This window comes from Litoreibacter sp., from assembly GCF_039974535.1.
GTDB lineage: Bacteria > Pseudomonadota > Alphaproteobacteria > Rhodobacterales > Rhodobacteraceae > Litoreibacter.
Map to the genome: position 1 here is coordinate 311,688 of NZ_JBDWIU010000010.1, position 17,928 is coordinate 329,615.

At 57.2% G+C, this 17,928-nt stretch carries 24 protein-coding genes; 15 read left to right on the plus strand and 9 right to left on the minus strand.

The window, feature by feature from the left end:
- Positions 1-115: 115 nt before the first annotated feature.
- The 3 genes from dgcN to ABJN86_RS09140 are packed head-to-tail and all read left to right on the plus strand — an operon-like array spanning position 116 to position 2,969.
- Positions 116-1,117: an N-acetyltransferase DgcN gene (gene dgcN / locus ABJN86_RS09130; RefSeq protein ID WP_348366498.1), complete on the plus strand. Its 1,002-nt coding sequence runs from the start codon at positions 116-118 to the stop codon at positions 1,115-1,117.
- Between the two features lie 24 nt (positions 1,118-1,141).
- Positions 1,142-2,107 carry an N-acetyl-D-Glu racemase DgcA gene (dgcA, locus tag ABJN86_RS09135; RefSeq protein ID WP_348366500.1) on the plus strand — a complete coding sequence of 322 codons (966 nt, stop codon included), beginning with the start codon at positions 1,142-1,144 and terminating at the stop codon, positions 2,105-2,107.
- 4 nt (positions 2,108-2,111) lie between these two features.
- Positions 2,112-2,969, plus strand: a complete 858-nt coding sequence (locus tag ABJN86_RS09140) for a D-amino-acid transaminase (RefSeq protein ID WP_348366501.1) — start codon at positions 2,112-2,114, stop codon at positions 2,967-2,969.
- Here ABJN86_RS09140 and ABJN86_RS09145 read toward each other — a convergent pair.
- From ABJN86_RS09145 to ABJN86_RS09155, 3 genes are read right to left on the minus strand one after another with little or no spacing between them, the layout of a single operon-like run.
- Complete coding sequence (locus tag ABJN86_RS09145) at positions 2,966-3,250, minus strand: hypothetical protein (protein ID WP_348366503.1); 285 nt, start codon at positions 3,248-3,250, stop codon at positions 2,966-2,968. The two genes, ABJN86_RS09140 and ABJN86_RS09145, sit on opposite strands and share 4 nt — an antisense overlap.
- A gap of 4 nt (positions 3,251-3,254) precedes the next feature.
- The gene (locus tag ABJN86_RS09150; protein ID WP_348366505.1) at positions 3,255-3,512 is read right to left on the minus strand and encodes a hypothetical protein; all 258 of its coding nucleotides are present in this window, start codon (positions 3,510-3,512) and stop codon (positions 3,255-3,257) included.
- A 56-nt stretch (positions 3,513-3,568) separates the two neighbouring features.
- A complete protein-coding gene (locus ABJN86_RS09155) occupies positions 3,569-3,868 on the minus strand; it encodes a DUF1244 domain-containing protein (protein WP_348366507.1) in 300 nt (99 codons plus the stop codon).
- 220 nt (positions 3,869-4,088) lie between these two features.
- Here ABJN86_RS09155 and pyk point away from each other — a divergent pair, with 220 nt between their 5' ends.
- From pyk to ABJN86_RS09180, 5 genes are all read left to right on the plus strand, one after another.
- A complete protein-coding gene (gene pyk / locus ABJN86_RS09160) occupies positions 4,089-5,537 on the plus strand; it encodes a pyruvate kinase (protein WP_348366509.1) in 1,449 nt (482 codons plus the stop codon).
- A 31-nt stretch (positions 5,538-5,568) separates the two neighbouring features.
- On the plus strand, positions 5,569-5,793 hold the full coding sequence (locus tag ABJN86_RS09165; protein ID WP_348366511.1) for a hypothetical protein: 225 nt from the start codon (positions 5,569-5,571) through the stop codon (positions 5,791-5,793).
- 131 nt (positions 5,794-5,924) lie between these two features.
- A complete protein-coding gene (gene rpmI / locus ABJN86_RS09170; protein WP_298259700.1) occupies positions 5,925-6,125 on the plus strand; it encodes a 50S ribosomal protein L35 in 201 nt (66 codons plus the stop codon).
- A gap of 12 nt (positions 6,126-6,137) precedes the next feature.
- The gene (gene rplT, locus ABJN86_RS09175) at positions 6,138-6,503 is read left to right on the plus strand and encodes a 50S ribosomal protein L20 (protein WP_348366513.1); all 366 of its coding nucleotides are present in this window, start codon (positions 6,138-6,140) and stop codon (positions 6,501-6,503) included.
- 176 nt (positions 6,504-6,679) lie between these two features.
- Positions 6,680-7,114, plus strand: coding sequence for a BLUF domain-containing protein (locus tag ABJN86_RS09180; RefSeq protein WP_348366515.1), 435 nt, complete (start codon positions 6,680-6,682; stop codon positions 7,112-7,114).
- Between the two features lie 73 nt (positions 7,115-7,187).
- On the opposite strand, the gene ABJN86_RS09185 is transcribed toward ABJN86_RS09180, so the two are convergent.
- The 3 genes from ABJN86_RS09185 to ABJN86_RS09195 are packed head-to-tail and all read right to left on the minus strand — an operon-like array spanning position 7,188 to position 8,500.
- Positions 7,188-7,403 carry a hypothetical protein gene (locus tag ABJN86_RS09185; protein ID WP_348366517.1) on the minus strand — a complete coding sequence of 72 codons (216 nt, stop codon included), beginning with the start codon at positions 7,401-7,403 and terminating at the stop codon, positions 7,188-7,190.
- Positions 7,404-7,438: 35 nt separating this feature from the next.
- Positions 7,439-8,269 (minus strand): OmpA family protein, encoded by an 831-nt coding sequence (locus ABJN86_RS09190; protein WP_348366519.1) that lies wholly within the window; start codon positions 8,267-8,269, stop codon positions 7,439-7,441.
- A 21-nt stretch (positions 8,270-8,290) separates the two neighbouring features.
- Complete coding sequence (locus ABJN86_RS09195) at positions 8,291-8,500, minus strand: hypothetical protein (protein WP_348366521.1); 210 nt, start codon at positions 8,498-8,500, stop codon at positions 8,291-8,293.
- Positions 8,501-8,712: 212 nt separating this feature from the next.
- Between ABJN86_RS09195 and pheS the strand changes: the two genes are divergently transcribed.
- Complete coding sequence (gene pheS / locus ABJN86_RS09200) at positions 8,713-9,786, plus strand: phenylalanine--tRNA ligase subunit alpha (RefSeq protein WP_348366522.1); 1,074 nt, start codon at positions 8,713-8,715, stop codon at positions 9,784-9,786.
- Between the two features lie 2 nt (positions 9,787-9,788).
- Positions 9,789-10,169 (plus strand): hypothetical protein, encoded by a 381-nt coding sequence (locus ABJN86_RS09205; RefSeq protein WP_348366523.1) that lies wholly within the window; start codon positions 9,789-9,791, stop codon positions 10,167-10,169.
- Here ABJN86_RS09205 and ABJN86_RS09210 read toward each other — a convergent pair.
- Both ABJN86_RS09210 and ABJN86_RS09215 read right to left on the minus strand, forming a co-directional pair.
- Positions 10,162-10,851, minus strand: a complete 690-nt coding sequence (locus ABJN86_RS09210) for a hypothetical protein (protein WP_348366525.1) — start codon at positions 10,849-10,851, stop codon at positions 10,162-10,164. The two genes, ABJN86_RS09205 and ABJN86_RS09210, sit on opposite strands and share 8 nt — an antisense overlap.
- A gap of 61 nt (positions 10,852-10,912) precedes the next feature.
- Entirely contained in the window at positions 10,913-11,107 is a 195-nt protein-coding gene (locus ABJN86_RS09215) for a hypothetical protein (protein ID WP_348366527.1), read from the minus strand.
- Positions 11,108-11,323: 216 nt separating this feature from the next.
- Here ABJN86_RS09215 and pheT point away from each other — a divergent pair, with 216 nt between their 5' ends.
- The 4 genes from pheT (at position 11,324) to mscL (ending at position 16,152) form a co-directional block, all read left to right on the plus strand.
- Complete coding sequence (gene pheT, locus ABJN86_RS09220; RefSeq protein WP_348366529.1) at positions 11,324-13,717, plus strand: phenylalanine--tRNA ligase subunit beta; 2,394 nt, start codon at positions 11,324-11,326, stop codon at positions 13,715-13,717.
- A gap of 158 nt (positions 13,718-13,875) precedes the next feature.
- Positions 13,876-14,634, plus strand: a complete 759-nt coding sequence (locus ABJN86_RS09225; RefSeq protein ID WP_348366531.1) for a calcium-binding protein — start codon at positions 13,876-13,878, stop codon at positions 14,632-14,634.
- A gap of 260 nt (positions 14,635-14,894) precedes the next feature.
- Complete coding sequence (locus tag ABJN86_RS09230; protein WP_348366533.1) at positions 14,895-15,344, plus strand: YtoQ family protein; 450 nt, start codon at positions 14,895-14,897, stop codon at positions 15,342-15,344.
- 439 nt (positions 15,345-15,783) lie between these two features.
- The gene (mscL, locus tag ABJN86_RS09235; RefSeq protein ID WP_348366535.1) at positions 15,784-16,152 is read left to right on the plus strand and encodes a large conductance mechanosensitive channel protein MscL; all 369 of its coding nucleotides are present in this window, start codon (positions 15,784-15,786) and stop codon (positions 16,150-16,152) included.
- A gap of 59 nt (positions 16,153-16,211) precedes the next feature.
- Here mscL and ald read toward each other — a convergent pair whose 3' ends face one another.
- Positions 16,212-17,330, minus strand: a complete 1,119-nt coding sequence (gene ald / locus ABJN86_RS09240) for an alanine dehydrogenase (protein WP_348366537.1) — start codon at positions 17,328-17,330, stop codon at positions 16,212-16,214.
- A 135-nt stretch (positions 17,331-17,465) separates the two neighbouring features.
- On the opposite strand from ald, the gene ABJN86_RS09245 reads away from it, so the two are divergent.
- A complete protein-coding gene (locus ABJN86_RS09245; RefSeq protein ID WP_348366538.1) occupies positions 17,466-17,927 on the plus strand; it encodes an Lrp/AsnC family transcriptional regulator in 462 nt (153 codons plus the stop codon).
- Position 17,928: the final 1 nt, after the last annotated feature.

Consider the following 17,928-nt stretch of genomic DNA (forward strand, 5'->3'; position numbering starts at 1 on the left):
CGATAAAGTCGGCATTTCTTCGAAATCACTTTTCGTGGCGTGGAACTTCAAGGAAAAAATACCTGCCCTAAACTCCTATGGTGGTTGAAAATCAGCACCCATACGGAGAACTGCCATGATCCAGACACCATACCTCCTCTTCCTCGGCGACGCACCAGATGCATTGTCTGCAAAAGTGGCCCAAGGGATCAAAGACTGGCGCCCAGAGAATGCAGTTGGCCAGTTCCGCATGGAAGGCTGCGGCGCCACCGTCGGCCTTAGCGACATGACTTTGCAAGAAGGTTTGGACGCAGGCGCGAAAACACTGGTGATCGGCGTGGCAAACCGTGGCGGCGTGATCTCGGACGCGTGGAAAGCTGTGTTGGTCGAGGCATTGGCGCTTGGCTATGACATTGCGTCAGGCTTGCACAACTTGCTGCGCGATGAGGACGAAATTCAACGCGCGGCAAAGGTACACGGCCGCACCTTGCACGATGTGCGCATCCCATCCGTCGCCTATCCGATTGCCACGGGCATCAAGCGCACAGGCAAACGATGCCTTGCTGTGGGTACGGATTGCTCCGTTGGTAAAATGTACACGGGCCTTTGCATCGACGCAGAGATGACCAAACGCGGCATGAAATCCACCTTCCGCCCAACGGGTCAAACGGGCATTTTGATCACCGGCGGCGGTGTGCCTTTGGACGCGGTTATCGCGGATTTCATGGCGGGCGCCGTTGAGTATCTGACACCTGACAATGACGCGGACCACTGGGACCACATTGAGGGTCAGGGCTCGCTTTACCACGTATCCTATTCCGGTGTGACCATGGCGCTTATCCACGGTGGCCAGCCTGATGCGCTGATCTTGTGCCATGAGCCAACGCGCGAACACATGCGTGGTTTGCCGACCTATCAGCAGCCAGAGTTGGAAACCCTTCGCGACACGGCCCTTGCTATGGCGCGTGTGGCGAACCCTGCTTGTGTCGTGGCTGGCATCTCCGTTAACACTCAACACTTGGGTGAAGATGAGGCGCGTAGCTACCTCAAGGAGGTCGAAGACCGCATGGGGCTGCCGACGACCGACCCCTACCGCTTTGGGGCTGAACGCCTCGTGGACGCGTTGGAAGCTGTGTAGAAAAGCAAAAGGGAGGGCCGCGACATGAGCATTACCGTGACCAAGGATGTGTTCCAATTGGCGGAGGTGTTCACCATCTCACGCGGCTCTCGCACGCAAGCTGAAGTCCTGACCGCGCGCGTTGATCGTGGCGGGATCATAGGGCAGGGCGAATGCGTCCCCTATGCCCGCTACGACGAGACGCTGGATTCCGTGATCGAGGAAATCTTGTCCCTCCCTTCAGAACTTACGCGTGTCGAATTGCAAAGTGCGCTGCCCGCAGGGGCCGCGCGCAACGCCGTTGACTGCGCGTTGTGGGATTGGGAAGCCAAGTCAAAAGGCGTTCGCGTATGGGACATGTTGGGCCTGCCAGCCCCGAAGCCTGAAATCACCGCTTACACGTTGTCCTTGGGCGAGCCTGACGCGATGGAGGCCAGTGCGCGCAAGCATAACCACCGGCCTTTGCTTAAGATCAAGCTGGGCACGCCAGACGATATGCCTCGCCTAGAGGCCGTCCGCCGTGGTGCACCTGAGACCCCGATCATTATCGACGCCAATGAAGGCTGGTCGGCGGAGGTCTATTCCGAGCTGGCGCCGCATTTGGTGCGCCTTGGTGTAAAACTGGTGGAACAGCCACTTCCAGCAGGCCAGGACGACATGCTGGCCGAGATCGAGCGCCCACTACCCGTTTGCGCCGATGAAGCCTGCCATGACCGCGCCTCCTTGCCGTCGTTGAAGGGCAAATATGATGTGATCAACATCAAGCTGGATAAAACCGGCGGGCTGACCGAGGCCTTGGCCCTGAAGGACGCGGGCATCGCACAGGGTTACGGTGTTATGGTCGGCTGCATGGTGGGATCGTCGCTGGCGATGGCCCCTGCGACGATATTAGCGCAGGGCGTCGGTTACACTGACCTTGACGGGCCGCTTCTTCTGGCCGAAGACCGCATAGAACCTTTGAATTTTGACGAGGCTGGGGTCCACGCGCCCAAGCCCGAGCTATGGGGATAGTCACATGAGCCGCATTGTATACGTAAACGGAGAATACCTGCCCGAAGAAGAGGCCAAGGTTTCGGTATTTGATCGCGGCTTCCTGTTCGCGGATGCGGTTTATGAGGTGACCTCTATTCTTGATGGCAAGATCCTTGCCTTTGACGGACACGCCGCTCGTTTGCAGCGCTCGCTCGACGAGTTGCAGATGCAAAACCCGATCTCGACCGAAGACCTGTTGGAGGTTCACCGCGAGCTGGTGAAGCGCAACGAGTTGAAGGAAGGCATGATCTACCTGCAAGTGTCGCGCGGCAATCCGGGCGATCGTGACTTCGCGTTCCCGTCCGAGGATGTGAAGCCCACAATCGTTTTGTTTACCCAAACAGCGAACCTGTTGAATAACCCTAAGATTGATATCGGGATGAAGGTGATCTCGGTCGACGACCAGCGCTGGGCGCGCCGCGACATCAAGACCACGCAGCTGCTTTTCCCATCCATGGCGAAGATGATGGCAAAGGCCGCCGGTGTGGATGATGCGTGGTTGGTCGAGGACGGCCATGTGACCGAAGGCAGCTCCAACAACGCGTATATCGTTAAGGACGGCAAAATCATCACGCGCCACCTTGGCTCTGAAATCCTGCATGGCATCACGCGTGCGGCGGTTCTGGCTTACGCCGAAGCGGCACAGATGCAGATTGAAGAACGCCCGTTCACCATTGAAGAAGCGCAGAACGCGGATGAGGCATTTATCACCTCAGCCTCGACCTTCGTTATGCCGATTGTGGAAGTTGACGGTGTTATGTTGGGCGACGGCAAGCCGGGTAAGTCGGCGGCACGTCTACGCGAAATCTATCTAGATGAAAGCAGGAAGCAGGCGCTTTAATTCGTCTTGTCGACCGAATGATTGCGTTCTCGGCCATCCCAGCGAAGGATGGCCCTGATGTCTTGCTTTTTACGGATGCCGGAGTTGGATGGCCCTTGCAGCTTTAGGTGCAGCGCTACGATTTGATGGCTGGTAAGCTGGCTGACGTCCACATCGCGAAACCCCAGAACGTTCATCCGTTGTTGTACGGAATTTACCAACTGAGCGTTCGGGGCCGCAGACGCAGGCAGGACCAACCCGGCTAAGGCAAGTCCTGTTACTATAAGTGCTGGCTTAAACATGGGCTTATCCGCGCAGGAAGTTTACGATGCCGTTGCGAACAACCGCGCCGATAGAGCCGCGAATGTCGCCGTGGCCTTTGCCGCTGCCAGCTAGATGCCGGATTTGCGCCAGTTGCGCTGTATTCAGCTCTGTGACGTCAACATCGTGATAACCATAGTTGTGTAGCGCGACTTGGGCGCCACGTTGCAACTGCGTTAGGTTATTCGCCGCTGCGGGCAGTGCGAACGTACCAATAAGGGCAGCGATAAGAATGTGTTTCATAACGTGTCTCCTTTTGACGGGATCATAGCATTTGCTGGACAGGTTGCCCAATCACATCAAGTTGCATCCTTGTGAGCAACTTGAAATGCAGCCTTTTGGGCGTCACTGGCCTCTGACTGGTAGAGGTCGCGCCATTCCTTGAAGGGCATGCCGTAAAATTCCTCGCGGGCCTCTTCTTTGGACATCGCAATGCCGCGCTCGTTGGCGGCCTCTTCATACCAGCGGCTTAGGCAGTTGCGGCAAAAGCCCGTGAGGTTCATCATGTCTATGTTTTGAACGTCCGTGCGGCGCTGCAAATGTGCTTGCATGGTGCGAAACGCTGCGGCTTCCAGTTCTAGTTTGGTTTGGGCGTCCATAGTCTTCGTTCCTTCATGTGCATCTGCATCTCATATGGCCCGACCGGCCAAGCCTTAGATAGGGGCGGATCGCCTAAATTTGTAGCGGTAAGCTGAGATTGGGCGCGATGTTCGTCGCAATTTGGTGCACAATAACCCTGATTGCCCAGAAGGGCTAGTTGCGGTTCTGGGTGAAACCCGTCATATGCTACCGCTAACATTTGATGGCCGAGGGACGGAAATGAAAAGAAGACTACGTAACGTAAAAATCGTGGCAACCTTGGGGCCAGCCTCCGACGACTACGAAATGATCCGCGCATTGTTCGAGGCCGGAGCTGATGTTTTCCGCCTGAACATGTCTCACGGCGAGCATAGCGAAATCCGCGTGCGCCACCAAATTATCCGCCAAATCGAAAAAGATGTTGGCCGCCCGATTTCAATTCTGGCTGACCTTCAAGGGCCAAAGCTGCGCGTTGGTGTGTTCGCCAATGGCGAGGAAGAGCTGGAAGTCGGCGCGCCGTTCCGTCTGGACCTTGATGAGGCCGAAGGCGATGTGAAGCGCGTGCAACTGCCACACAAAGAAATTTTCGCGGCACTAGAGGCAGGCTCTAGCCTGCTCGTGAACGACGGCAAAATTCGCCTGAAGGTGAAAGACTGCGGCAAAGATTTCGCCAATTGCGAAGTTGTTGTGGGTGGTACGATTTCCAACCGTAAGGGTGTGAACGTGCCGGACGTGTTGCTGCCGCTCGCAGCGCTGTCCGAGAAGGACCGCAAAGATTTGGAGTTTGTCTGCGAACTTGGCGTCGACTGGTTGGCGTTGTCCTTTGTGCAGCGCCCAGAGGATGTGAACGAGGCCCGCGAATTGGCGGCTGGACGTGCGGCAGTTTTATCGAAGATCGAAAAGCCTGCGGCCGTTGAAGCGTTCAACGAAATTTTGGCGGTGTCTGATGGCATCATGGTTGCCCGTGGCGACCTCGGTGTTGAATTGCCGGTGCATGCGGTGCCGCCAATCCAGAAGCGCCTGATCCGTCGCTGCCGTGCGGTGGCCAAGCCGGTCATCGTGGCAACGCAGATGCTGGAATCGATGATCGACAGCCCAATGCCAACCCGCGCGGAAGTCTCCGACGTGGCAACGGCCATCTATGAAGGCACTGACGCGATCATGTTGTCCGCTGAATCTGCGGCTGGCAGCTTCCCGATTGAGGCCGTGACCACGATGAACAACGTGGCAATCGAGGTCGAGAACGACGCGAACTACCAAGACATCATCGCTGCTCAACGTGGCGGCAAGAAAACCACCGTAGCTGATAGTATCGTTGTTGCGGCACGCGAAATCGCTGAGACAACCGACATTAAGGCGATCTGTTGCTTTACCCAATCGGGGACCACAGCCGCGCTGGTTTCGCGCGAACGTCCGCATGTTCCGATCATCGCGTTGACGCCACTTATCGGCACCGCTCGTCGTTTGGCGCTGAGCTGGGGCACGCACTGTGTGCAAACGTCTGCGGTTGACCGCTTTAAGGGCGCTGTTGTCGGCGCGGCCCGTGTGGCGCGTGAAGACGGTTTTGCAGAAGCCGTGGATCAGATCGTTGTAACCGCCGGTGTGCCGTTCAACCAAACAGGCACAACCAATATCCTTCGCGTAGCACCTTGCGACGAAAGGTTGATTTACAGCGTCGACCCAGAGTAAACCTCGGCTATCCTAGCTGTAGGAGGCCGATTTGGATTACGATCTAATACTTGTGCTGGGCATCGTGATTGGTGTTTTGACCATTCCCGCCATCCTTTCCGCGTTCCTTGATGGGAGCGCGCCTAGGGTGGCGACGATCGCAGCTGTTATCTCGGGCGGCATGATCGTCTATGCGGTGTATAACGCCCCGGGCGGTTATGAGGTTTCGGACCTGCCGAACGTGTTTACATCCGTCGTTGCGGGGTTTGTGCGCTAAAGCGGCCACAAGCTTAGTTACAAGGCTTGCATTACCTGCGCTTTACCAATACGAAGCGCGCTCAACCCGCGCGTCCGGCGAATGGCATGCCGAGTCGCGCGCAACACCACTCGATCTTTGAGGAGATGGAAATGCCGAAGATGAAGACGAAATCAGGCGCTAAGAAGCGCTTCAAGATGACGGCCTCTGGCCGCGTCAAAGCTGGTCAAGCAGGCAAACGCCACGGTATGATCAAGCGCTCTACCAAGTTTATCCGCACCGCCCGTGGCACAACGATCCTCTGCGCAGCAGATGAGAAAATCGTTAAAAAATACATGCCGTACGCGCGCTAAGGAGAATTTGATATGTCCAGAGTTACTTCCGGCGTCGTAACCCACGCCCGCCACAAGAAAATCATCAAAGCCGCTAAAGGCTACCAAGGTCGTCGCAAAAACACCTTCCGCGTTGCCAGCCAAGCGGTGGATAAAGCGAACCAATACGCGACCCGCGACCGTAAGAATCGCAAGCGCAACTTCCGCGCATTGTGGATCCAACGGATCAACGCTGGTTGCCGTGCAATCGACGAGGCGCTGACATACTCGCGCTTCATCAACGGCCTGTCCTTGGCCGGCATCGAAGTTGACCGTAAAGTTCTGGCCGATCTGGCTGTGAACGAGCCTGACGCATTTGCGGCAGTGGTCGAAAAAGCGAAAGCCGCATTGGCCGCTTAAGACATCTTATCTGCTTTGCAGGTTAGAATGCGCCGTCTCATTTGGTTGAGGCGGCGTTTTTCATTTGTGAAGGCCCGCCTCGGGGGAGATACCCATCGCGCGGCGCGTCACTTGAGATTGCCTTTGCGGCCCCATGGCCCTATTGGGGGGCATTAACGATTTTTAAGTAGGGCAATATGAACCTCACCCGTCTTGTTTATTACAGCCAACGAAACCCATCCAGAGATGTGGACGTTACTGCGCTTGTGGATGCTTGTGAGCGCAGCAATGAGATGCACAACCTGACCGGCCTGCTCCATACGCATGATGGGGTTTATGTTCAGGTGATTGAGGGCGGCCGTGTGGAAGTGTCAGAGCTATACGCCCGCATCGCCCGCGATCCCCGCCACGACAGGCTTATCTTGCTGTCCTTTGGCGACGCATATGAGCGTATGTTCCCCGACAGCGCTATGGCGCTCCATCAGGGTATGGACGAGGAGAGCCGCAAGGTATTTTTGCGCTACTTCGCGACGACAGATATCAACCCTGAAACGGTGAATGTCACAACCCTGCTGGATGCGCTTCAAGACCTGCCACTTGAGCAGCCGACCAAGCTGACCATCTCGATCTAAGACCTGCCGCGCAGGTGATTGAATGAAAAAGGCCCGATACGCATGTGCGTGTCGGGCCTTATCTGTCTTGAGGTTACTTCGTGCGCTGCGGCCTTTGGACTTGGCCGCGTTTCACTTTGAGGCGTTTGCTGGCGTCCTCCGCATCCCGAACCCGCCTGCGGAGGCGGGAGGCGCTATTTGCCATTCGTCGCTTGGCCCCGTCGCTCACCATGTAGCGTTCACGGGCTAGGTAGAACCCAATCGCGCCGCTCGCTGTCATGGCGAGGAGTAGAACGATGAGGTTTTGCATGACACGTTGCTCCTGATTTGGGGGCCGCGCGCGCCTTAGTGGTGGTCGCGAACGATCATAAACTCTACGCGGCGGTTCAGGTCTTCGTCAGAAGCCCCGCCTTGCGACAATGGGGAACGGGCACCAAAGCCAACAGCCTCGAAGCGTGACGCGTCGAGGCCAAGGGCGGCGACAGCAGCTACGATGTTGTCGGCGCGTTGCCAGCTAAGGGTCATGTTGACGGTGTCGTCACCGCTGGCGTCAGAGTGGCCGGTGACGTGGACAAGCGCGTCAGGGCAATCCGCAACCAAAGCTCCGAGTTTGCGAAGCTTCGGAGTGTCTTCCGGTGTCAACGTGGCGCTGCCAACGCGGAAGAAGATCGTCGCTTCCTTGGCGGTGTTCACAACTTCGTCGTAGCAGTTTGTGGCTGCGGCGACCGGCGTTGCATGTGTGTCATGCGCCGTGGTGTCGTGGCCTTCATCGGTAGTGGCAAGCGCCACCTGGGTTGCTGCGGTCTCAATAGGGGCTGATAGGGTTGCACTGGGCGCTGTTGGTGCCACTGGTGTTCCGATCAATGCTGCGTTGGTTGCGGCAAGTTCTTCGGTTTGGCGCGCGGTTTCTTTCTCGCGTTCTAGCAACAACTCCAAGGCCAGCAAAAGTGCCGCGTTTGGCGAAGTTTCAGCCGTTTGGACGACGGGCTCTGCGGGCGCGGTCGTAATCTTTTGTAGCCCGATGTAGGAGACGGCCCCAACGGCCACAAAGGCCAATGCTGCGATCAAGGCGGAGCGGCGAAACTCTGACTTACACTCGGTTTGTCGTGTGCCTTGTGGTGTTTTCAAATTGCTGTTGTTAAGGGTATTTGGTCTAGTGCTGTTAATCGGTGACATAATTACTCCCCCAAGAGGTCTCTACCGGTAAAATACTGCGGTCGTTGTCGACCCTGCTCTTTCTAAGTTTACTTTAATGCCAAGGCTGGATGCAGTTTCTCGGATCAGGGCTTCGTTTTTCGCAAGTGAAATATCGGAGCCTTCGTCGTCCATTGAGAGGGTAAGTCCCAATTCAACAACGCTGTGCTGAAGCACTGTTTTGAAACGGTGCGTATAGAGAATGTCCTGCATAGTTCCCCTCGGTTCGCCAACTGGCAGGTGGCGTGGTTGTAGGCATACACACTTTATCTGGTGGTTTGAACCGTTTTGCGGCCTGAATGTTGCAAAAATCGAACATTTGGCAAGTTTGAGTCCTTCTGGCAACAATTTGATGAGGCCGCGCCCTGCTTGCAATCAGTCCACGTGGAAGTTAGCAGGGCAGTAACACCAAATCGGGGGCCGTCATGGACGATCTGAAAGCCAAATATTTAAGCCAAATTGCCGACGCGGCAGATGAAGCCACTTTGGAGGACCTGCGGGTCTCATCCTTGGGCAAAAAGGGCGAGATCAGCCTGCGCATGCGCGAGCTGGGCAAGATGACCCCTGAGGAGCGCCAAGTCGCGGGCCCTGCGTTGAATGCGCTGAAAGATGAAGTGAATTCCGCGCTGGTTGCCAAGAAAGCCGCGTTGGCCGATGCGGCACTGGATGCCCGCCTACGCACCGAGTGGCTGGACGTAACCTTGCCGGGCCGTAACCGCCCCGCTGGCACCATTCACCCGATCAGTCAGGTGATGGAGGAAGTGTCCGCAATCTTCGCCAATCTGGGCTTTGGCGTCGCCGAAGGCCCGCAGGTTGAGGATGACTGGCACAACTTCGACGCGCTTAACATCCCAAGCCACCACCCCGCGCGTGGTGAAATGGACACCTTCTACATGAACCGCGCCGAAGGGGATGACCGCCCGCCCCACGTGCTGCGGACCCATACGTCACCGGTACAAATCCGCTCCATGAAGGAGCAGGGTGCCCCGATCCGCATCATCTGTCCGGGTCGTGTGTACCGCGCTGACTACGACCAAACCCACACGCCGATGTTCCACCAGATCGAGGGCCTTGCCATCGACAAGGACATCTCGATGGCGAACCTCAAGTGGGTGTTGGAGGAATTCTTCAAGGCATTCTTCGAGATCGAAGGCATCCAGACCCGCTTCCGCGCGTCACACTTCCCGTTCACGGAACCATCAGCCGAGGTGGATATCCAGTGCACATGGAAGGGCGGCCAGCTGAAGATTGGTGAGGGCGACGATTGGATGGAAGTGCTTGGCTCCGGCATGGTGCACCCGAAGGTGCTGACGGCGGCGGGCATCGACCCCAACGAGTACCAAGGCTTCGCCTTCGGCATCGGGATCGACCGCCTTGCGATGTTGAAATACGGCATCCCCGACCTGCGTGCGTTCTTCGACAGCGACCTGCGTTGGCTGCGCCACTACGGCTTCGCCTCGCTGGATCAACCGAACCTGACGGGCGGACTTAGCCGCTAACAATGCTGCTGCACGTTTGGGATTGGTCGATACTTTTTGGCTCGGTTCCGCCATCGTTGGCGCTGCTGTATTTCTGCGTGAGGATCACGCGCGATTACGGCCTGCGTCGGCGATTGTTTGACGCGACCGCAGACCTGCCCCCAGATGAGCTTCATGCGCAATTTCGGCGCGCCATGTGGATAGTTGGCCTCTACGCGGCGAAGCCCGTTTGGCCGGTGCTGCCGCAGCGTGTTGCCGAAAATGCATTGGTGCTTGCCACTGTTTTGCGCGAACACATTCACCACCATGCGGGCGCGCCATTGCCGTCCAGCTACTTGTCGCAGCGTCGGCTTTTGATCCGAGAGGCGAAGGCTTACGCACGGTTGCACGCCTCGCCTAAGTAAACCCCAGCTGGTCGGCGATTTCGCAAGCAACGTCGTATAGTTCGAACTCCTCGGCCCAATGTGCGCGCAGGGAGGTTTCGGCCTGCGTGCTCAAGGACGGCAATGGAGCGGGTGCTGTATGGGTTTTGGGCTTGGGTGGCATGTCGTAGTTCTCCAGCCCAAGCTTTTGCATGATGGCGGGGAGATGGGCGTCCAAATCGGCCAGATCCACACAGACGGCGATGTTTTCTCGTTCCGCCATGAGCGGGCCGATGCCGCCTAGGTAGTGGCGAAGGTCCATCTTGAGATGCTGGATGGCGGAGAAGGCGAATAAGGCCGCGGATTTCTCTCGCTCGTGCTTTGACCCCAGAGCCAAGGCCAACTCCTCTGCCGTTTCAAACCACAAGAAGGCGACGGCTTCCTCGGCGCTCCACGGCGACTGATAGGTCGGCCTGCCTTGGCGTTGCCGCGAGTAGAATGCGGATGTGAAGCGAGTGAGTGGATCGCGGACCACAAAGGCCAGTTGGCGATCGTTGCCAAAGCGCTTGGCCGAGCCTTTTAACGTGCCCCCATGCCCAAGCAGATGCAGCGGGCGGGTCCAGCGATCTTCGTTGTACTTAAGGATAGAGCGCATGTAGCTGCCACCGGTTTTACCGATGTGCAGCATACATGTTGGAGGGATGTTCGAGTGACAGAGGGTCATCAGCTACGCCCTTGGAGAAACGAAATGCTGAAACATTACACCGAAATTAGTTTCTAGCGCCTTAGCGCAGGAAGCCGCCTGGGCCACAGGCAAAGTTCAGTAGTGCTGGGCAACCAATATTGCCAAGATCAATTGAGCTTTGGTTTACCCGAAGCGGGGAGTCGTTGAACGAGATGATAGCCACCCCGAACGCAATCGACAGGGCAATAAGCGAGGGCTTGAACGCCGAGGCCAATATGTCGAACAAAAATTGCATACCATGCACCTTAGTACTTTAGAATCACGTTGATGCCCCACTTGTGCCCTATTTGGACCCAAAATGTGGCGAGATTGTGGCTTATAGCTCCAATCCTTCATGTTTGCTGGTGGTTCGAAAGGTGAGGCGGCACTTTCACTTGCCTTATTGATGGGGTAGCAGGGGACAACTGGGGGCAATTGTCCCTACTTACAGATTTAGACGAAGGCGCGCGGCATGAAATTCACTCTCTCTTGGCTCAAGGATCACCTAGAAACCGAAGCCAGCCTTGACGATATCCTTTATGCTTTGACGGACCTCGGCCTAGAGGTCGAAGGTGTCGAGAACCCATCCGAGCGCCTGTCCGCCTTTACCATCGGCCACGTTAAGTCCGCCGAGAAGCACCCTGACGCCGACAAGCTGCGGGTGTGTCAGGTCGAAACCGACGAGGGCGAGATGCAGATCATTTGCGGCGCGCCTAACGCCCGCGAGGGGATCACCGTCGTCGTCGCCAAGCCTGGCGTTTATGTGCCGGGCATCGACACCACCATTGGCGTCGGCAAAATCCGCGGCATCGAGAGCTACGGCATGATGTGCTCGGAGCGCGAGATGGAGCTGTCCGAAGAACATGACGGTATCATCGAGCTAGACAGCGGCGACGTGGGCCAAAAGTTCACCGACTGGCTGGCGGCGAACGACCCGTCCAAAGTCGACACCGTGATCGAGATCGCCATTACGCCGAACCGCCCAGACGCGTTGGGCGTGCGCGGCATCGCACGTGATTTGGCGGCGCGCGGGCTTGGCACCCTAAAGGCCCGCGACGTGGAGCCGGTAAACGCCAGCTTCCCCTGCCCGATCAGCGTGAGCATTGAAGACACTGAGGCGTGCCCCGTCTTCTATGGTCGCGTGATCAGGGGCGTGAAAAACGGCCCGTCGCCTGCTTGGTTGCAGGACGCGTTGAAGGCTGTTGGCCTGCGCCCGATCTCTGCTTTGGTCGATATTACCAACTTCTTTACCTATGACCGCAACCGTCCGCTGCACGTCTTTGACGCCAGCAAGGTTAAGGGCGGAGCGCTGAAGGTGCATCTGTCCAAAGGCGGCGAAAGCTTCGCGGCGTTGGACGACAAGGAATACACTCTGCAAGAGGGCATGACCGTGATCTCTGACGCGGGCGGCATCGAGAGCCTTGGCGGCATCATGGGGGGCTTGCACTCCAGCTGCAGCGAGGAAACGACCGACGTGTTCTTGGAGGCGGCGTTCTTTGATCCAATCCGCACCGCGCACACGGGCCGTAAGCTGAAGATCAACTCCGACGCACGCTACCGCTTTGAGCGGGGCATCGATCCTGCGTGGACACCGGACGGCATCGAGCACGCAACGCGCATGATTATCGATCTTTGTGGCGGCGAGGCCTCCGAGGTTGTCATGGCTGGCGCACTTCCGGATCATTCGCGGGCCTATAAGCTGGACACGGATCGCGTGCAGTCGCTGGTCGGCATGGAAATCCCAGCCGCCACTCAAGTCGCATCGCTGGAGGCTTTGGGCTTCGTGATGGACGGTGACATGGCGCAAGTGCCGTCTTGGCGCCCCGACGTGCAGGGCGAGGCCGATCTGGTCGAAGAGGTCGCCCGCATCGCCTCGTTGACCAAGCTGGAAGGCCGCCCGTTGCCGCGTATTGAGGCCGGCCTGCCAAAGCCGATCCTGACGCCGATGCAAAAACGCGAGCAAGTCGCTCGACGCACGATTGCAGCACTTGGTTATAATGAATGCGTTCATTACTCCTTCATCGACGCCAAGTCGGCGGCGCTGTTTGGCGGCGGCACGGATGCGACGAAACTGGAGAACCCGATCAGCTCCGAGATGTCGCACATGCGTCCCGCGTTGCTGCCGGGCTTGCTGCAAGCCGCCGCGCGCAACCAAGCGCGCGGTTTCAACGATATGTCTTTGTTCGAAGTTGGCCCTGCCTTCCACGGCGGCGAGCCGACCGAGCAGCACTTGTTGGCCAGCGGTCTGTTGATTGGCCACACCGGCCCTAAGGATGTGCACGGCGCACGGCGCGTGGTGGATGTGTATGACGTGAAGGCGGATGCCGAGGCGGCACTGGCCGCAATGGGTGCCCCTGCGAAGGTGCAAGTCCTGCGCGGTGCGGATGACACTTGGCACCCTGGCCGTCACGGCAAAATCTGCCTTGGCCCGAAAAAGGTGCTGGGCGTGTTCGGTGAAATCCACCCGAAGATCCTCGCGGCGTATGATATTAAAGGCCCCGCGATGGCGTTTACACTTTGGCCGTCCGAAATTCCGTTCCCGAAATCGAAATCGGCGACCCGTGCGGCACTGACCTTGCAAGACCTGCAAGCGGTGGAGCGTGACTTTGCTTTCGTGGTCGACACTGGGGTTGAGGCCCTGACATTGATCAATGCCGCCGCTGGTGCCGATAAGGCCCTGATCGACGGTGTGCGGGTGTTTGATGAATTCATCGGCGGCTCGCTAGGCGAGGGCAAGAAGTCCTTGGCCATCACGGTCCGTTTGCAGCCTACCGAGAAAACCTTGAAGGACGAAGACATCGAGGCGGTCAGCGCCAAGATCGTCGAGAAGGTCTCCAAGGCGACCGGTGGCACATTACGCGGCTAATCTTTGATCCTGCGCCTGATTGGGCGCGGGATTTATGCCACATCTTAAAATTGTCGTTAAATTGCTCAGACTTAGCCATGTTTCAGTGGTGAATTCGCCTTGATCAGACGTCCTCGGAGGGGAGTGCGTCGATTCTACGAAGCAGTAAGGATTTAGTAATGGTAACTACAGTTTTAGGTACGTCCGGCGACGATGATATTAGTATTCCGCTCCTCTACCCGGGGGTTGATAGCGAATACACAATTATCGCCGATAAAGGGAACGATCGGGTCGTAGGCGGCGATGGTGATGACTTCATCAACGGCGGCAAAGGCGAAGATATTCTGCTCGGTGGCGCTGGTAATGACACCATCGTTGCGGGCAAACACGACGACTTCGTCGATGGCGGCGCAGGGAATGATGACATTTCCGGCGGGCTTGGTGGCGATACGCTTTATGGCGGCAAAGGGGCTGACATCATCGAAGGTGGTGATGGTGATGACTTCATCTACGGCGTAAAGGGCAACAACACCCTGAGCGGCGGCGCAGGCAGCGACACCATCGACACGGGCCTGCACGGCTCGGTGGCGAACGGTGGCAACGGTGAAGACCACATCTTGGCGAACACCACCAAAGGTGGCTGGCACACTTTGACCGGTGGCGCAGATGCCGACACGTTCGAATTCTACGGGATGGGCGCTAAGAAGCGCTCCTTGGTGACAGTGACCGACTTTGAGTTGGGTCTTGATGACTTCATCATCGCAGGTCAATCCGACGAGGATTTCATGGCTGACTTCTTGGCGGGCGCGGCAGATGCCACCTTGACCCAAGACGGCTCCGACTTGGTTTTGCGGTTGGACAAGGGTTTGACCCTGACGTTTGATGACACCGATTTGAGTGAGTTCACAGCGCACTATAGTGACCCGCTGATCGGTTAATTCCGCATCAACTTAGACGACTTGCGCCCGCCCTCTTTTTTAGAGGGCGGGTGTTTTTGTTGCATTGATGGTGCCATCGACGGGGCCGTGATTGACATCGGCTTCTATGACACGCTGACCCTTAAAGGTATCGATAGCCGCGGTTTCTTGAGCTTCTATATAAGCGAAGTCATCTTTGTCGGTTAAATGCACTTGCCTTCAGCGTTGTAAGTGTCAGGCTTGGGCTCAATTAGGGATCAACCAGAGAAAGACGCAAGATCATGACGCTGAAGGTATATTTGTCGGGTGAAATTCACACGGATTGGCGCGAGCAGATCGTTGAGGCCTCGAAGGGGCTGGACGTGAGCTTCAACGCGCCGGTGACAGACCACGGCGCGTCGGATGATTGCGGTGTCAATATCCTTGGGGCCGAAGATCAAAAGTATTGGCATGACCATAAGGGCGCGATGGTGAACGCCATTCGTACCCGCAAGGGAATCCAAGACGCCGACGTGGTGGTTGTCAGATTTGGCGACAAGTACAAGCAATGGAACGCAGCCTTCGACGCGGGATTTGCGGCGGCCTTGGGCAAGTCCTTGATTGTCGTGCACGGGGCGGATCACCAACATGCCCTCAAAGAGGTGGATGCGGCGGCCTTGGCCGTGACCGAAGACCCTTTGAAGGTGGCGGAGATCTTGCGCTATGTGCTGACGGGGCAATTGCCCGGTTGAGCTACTGATACGCCCAATGCCGTGCGGCCCAAAGATGGGCGCACGGGTGGGGATTTCCTCGGTAGATAGGTAGCAAAGTGGCGGCGCCGCCGTGGTGGTCGCGCTGGACGGGGCTTTAATCCCGCATCTTTCAAGGGTGATGGCCCTTGATATTCACCGGTGATCAAGATGACCCGTTGCGGGGTCCAAGTGACCGAATGCTGTCTAGACAATGCAGCTTTTACAGGTGCTTGGGTTTCGCCGATCTTAACCATACGTGCGCAACGGTTTCCTGCGAATATTGCACATTCTGAGCGTAAGTATCTGCGTTTCCCCTTTAAGTCTCCGGAAACAATACACTAAAAAGCCAGTGATTTGATGCAAATCAATGCTATTAACCGTTGCAGGCGCAAACAAAAAAACAATAGCGCCAGTTACAACAAAAGGGACGAATGGAACGATGCTAAACGAATTCAAAGACTTTATCGCCAAGGGCAATGTCATGGACATGGCTGTTGGTATCATCATCGGTGCGGCTTTCACGGCAATCGTGGGCTCACTGGTAGCTGACTTGATCAACCCGCTGATCGGTATCTTCATGGGCGGCGTAGACTTCGGCGGCTTGTCCGCAAAAGTGGGCGATGCTGAATTTACCTACGGTAACTTCATCATGGCGATCATCAACTTCCTGATCATCGCGTTTGTTGTGTTCATGCTGGTTCGCACCGTGAACGGCATGAAAAAAGAAGAAGAAGCTGCTCCGGAAGCGCCAGCTGGCCCAACGCAAGAAGAGCTGTTGGCAGACATCTTGGCTGCTTTGAAGAAGTAAGTCTTTTACGCCACGCGTAAGACAGGCCCGCCGGTTGATCCGGCGGGCCTTTTTCGTTGCTACGCCTTCAATGCCAGCTGGGGCGATAGCACATCGATGCCAAGCGCCTTGCCAACTGCATAGTAGGTCAGCTGCCCCGCGTGGACGTTCAACCCGTTCAGCAAATGCGGGTCGTCCTCGCAGGCCTGCCTCCAGCCTTTGTCGGCCAATGCCAGCATGAAGGGCATCGTCGCGTTGCCCAAGGCGATGGTGGATGTTCGCGCCACCGCACCAGGCATGTTGGCCACGCAATAGTGCATCACGCCGTCAACCTCATAGACAGGATCGGCGTGGGTGGTGGCCTTTGATGTCTCGAAGCAACCACCTTGGTCAATCGCCACATCCACCAGCGCCGCACCGGGCTTCATTGTCGAGAGTTGAGCGCGGGTGATCAGCTTGGGGGCCTCCGCGCCCGGGATCAACACGGCGCCTACGACCATATCGGCCTCCATCGCCAGCTCCGCAATGTTACCAGCGGAGGCATATTGCGTTTTGAACACGCCGCCAAAGACGTCATCCAGATACCGCATGCGCGGAAGGGAGCGGTCCAACACGGTCACATCTGCGCCCATGCCCGCCGCGATTTTGGCGGCATGTGTGCCAACTACGCCGCCGCCGATGACCATGACACGCGCAGGGCCAACACCCGGAACGCCGCCCATAAGGACGCCGCGACCGCCATTGGCCTTTTGTAAGGTCCAAGCCCCAACTTGCGGCGCAAGACGGCCTGCAACTTCGGACATCGGGGCCAGCAAGGGCAAGCCACCGTTCGCATCGGTTACGGTCTCGTAGGCAATCGCGGTGCATCCGGAGGCGAGCAAGTCCTTGGTCTGCTCGGGATCCGGCGCAAGGTGCAGGTAGGTGAACAGCAACTGCCCCTCGCGCAGCATCTTGCGCTCAACGGCTTGGGGCTCTTTGACCTTCACGATCATGTCGGCCTTGGCGAAGACATCTGTGGCAGTGGCGGCGATCTGCGCGCCTGCATCGATGTATGTGGCATCCTCAAAACCCGCGCCCAATCCCGCGCCGGTTTCGATCAGGACGCTATGGCCGTGATTGACGGCCTCATGTGCCGCGTTTGGCGTCATGCCGACGCGAAATTCTTGGGGTTTGATTTCCTTTGGGCAGCCGATGATCATGGCAGGGTCCTCCTCTTTACCTGCAATGATGCTAGCCTGGCTTTAATGGTAGGTTTTCGCAATTTGTCCCTTGTTGAGTACCATTTGAACACGGTTTGTGCTAATATCTACGGACTAATGAAAGGATTCTTCGGAATGGCTCCATATGACGACACAGATGCACGCATTTTGAGGGTGCTGCAGAAATCCGGACGCATGTCGAATGCCGACCTGTCGGAGAAGGTCAACCTATCCGCCTCGGCTTGTCATCGCCGTGTTCAACGTCTCGAGAGTGAAGGCATTATTCGCGATTATGTGGCGATGCTTGACCCACGCAAAGTGGGCCGTCCGACGACCGTTTTTGTGGAGATCACGCTGAGCGGGCAAGCGGATGAGGTGTTGGAGGCCTTCGAGAAAGAGGTCGCCAAAGTCCCCGAGGTTTTGGAATGCCACTTGATGGCGGGGGCTGCGGACTACCTATTGAAGGTCGTGGCGGAAGACACCGAAGGCTTTGCCGCGATCCACCGCCGCTCGCTGGCCCGACTTCCCGGAGTGGCGCAAATGCAATCCAGCTTCGCGCTGCGCACCGTGTTCAAAACAACATCGCTGCCCGTTTAGG

Bases quoted from the DNA above. Each gene is read 5' to 3' on its own strand.
- dgcA (WP_348366500.1), top strand. From the start codon at position 1,142: ATGAGCATTACCGTGACCAAGGATGTGTTCCAATTGGCGGAGGTGTTC.
- ABJN86_RS09190 (WP_348366519.1), bottom strand. From the start codon at position 8,269: ATGTCACCGATTAACAGCACTAGACCAAATACCCTTAACAACAGCAAT.
- ABJN86_RS09180 (WP_348366515.1), top strand. From the start codon at position 6,680: ATGAACCTCACCCGTCTTGTTTATTACAGCCAACGAAACCCATCCAGA.
- ABJN86_RS09230 (WP_348366533.1), top strand. From the start codon at position 14,895: ATGACGCTGAAGGTATATTTGTCGGGTGAAATTCACACGGATTGGCGC.
- rpmI (WP_298259700.1), top strand. From the start codon at position 5,925: ATGCCGAAGATGAAGACGAAATCAGGCGCTAAGAAGCGCTTCAAGATG.
- pheS (WP_348366522.1), top strand. From the start codon at position 8,713: ATGGACGATCTGAAAGCCAAATATTTAAGCCAAATTGCCGACGCGGCA.
- ABJN86_RS09225 (WP_348366531.1), top strand. From the start codon at position 13,876: ATGGTAACTACAGTTTTAGGTACGTCCGGCGACGATGATATTAGTATT.
- pheT (WP_348366529.1), top strand. From the start codon at position 11,324: ATGAAATTCACTCTCTCTTGGCTCAAGGATCACCTAGAAACCGAAGCC.
- ABJN86_RS09245 (WP_348366538.1), top strand. From the start codon at position 17,466: ATGGCTCCATATGACGACACAGATGCACGCATTTTGAGGGTGCTGCAG.
- ABJN86_RS09155 (WP_348366507.1), bottom strand. From the start codon at position 3,868: ATGGACGCCCAAACCAAACTAGAACTGGAAGCCGCAGCGTTTCGCACC.
- pyk (WP_348366509.1), top strand. From the start codon at position 4,089: ATGAAAAGAAGACTACGTAACGTAAAAATCGTGGCAACCTTGGGGCCA.
- rplT (WP_348366513.1), top strand. From the start codon at position 6,138: ATGTCCAGAGTTACTTCCGGCGTCGTAACCCACGCCCGCCACAAGAAA.
- ABJN86_RS09140 (WP_348366501.1), top strand. From the start codon at position 2,112: ATGAGCCGCATTGTATACGTAAACGGAGAATACCTGCCCGAAGAAGAG.
- ABJN86_RS09185 (WP_348366517.1), bottom strand. From the start codon at position 7,403: ATGCAAAACCTCATCGTTCTACTCCTCGCCATGACAGCGAGCGGCGCG.
- ABJN86_RS09145 (WP_348366503.1), bottom strand. From the start codon at position 3,250: ATGTTTAAGCCAGCACTTATAGTAACAGGACTTGCCTTAGCCGGGTTG.
- mscL (WP_348366535.1), top strand. From the start codon at position 15,784: ATGCTAAACGAATTCAAAGACTTTATCGCCAAGGGCAATGTCATGGAC.
- ABJN86_RS09215 (WP_348366527.1), bottom strand. From the start codon at position 11,107: ATGCAATTTTTGTTCGACATATTGGCCTCGGCGTTCAAGCCCTCGCTT.
- ald (WP_348366537.1), bottom strand. From the start codon at position 17,330: ATGATCATCGGCTGCCCAAAGGAAATCAAACCCCAAGAATTTCGCGTC.
- ABJN86_RS09205 (WP_348366523.1), top strand. From the start codon at position 9,789: ATGCTGCTGCACGTTTGGGATTGGTCGATACTTTTTGGCTCGGTTCCG.
- dgcN (WP_348366498.1), top strand. From the start codon at position 116: ATGATCCAGACACCATACCTCCTCTTCCTCGGCGACGCACCAGATGCA.
- ABJN86_RS09195 (WP_348366521.1), bottom strand. From the start codon at position 8,500: ATGCAGGACATTCTCTATACGCACCGTTTCAAAACAGTGCTTCAGCAC.
- ABJN86_RS09150 (WP_348366505.1), bottom strand. From the start codon at position 3,512: ATGAAACACATTCTTATCGCTGCCCTTATTGGTACGTTCGCACTGCCC.
- ABJN86_RS09210 (WP_348366525.1), bottom strand. From the start codon at position 10,851: ATGACCCTCTGTCACTCGAACATCCCTCCAACATGTATGCTGCACATC.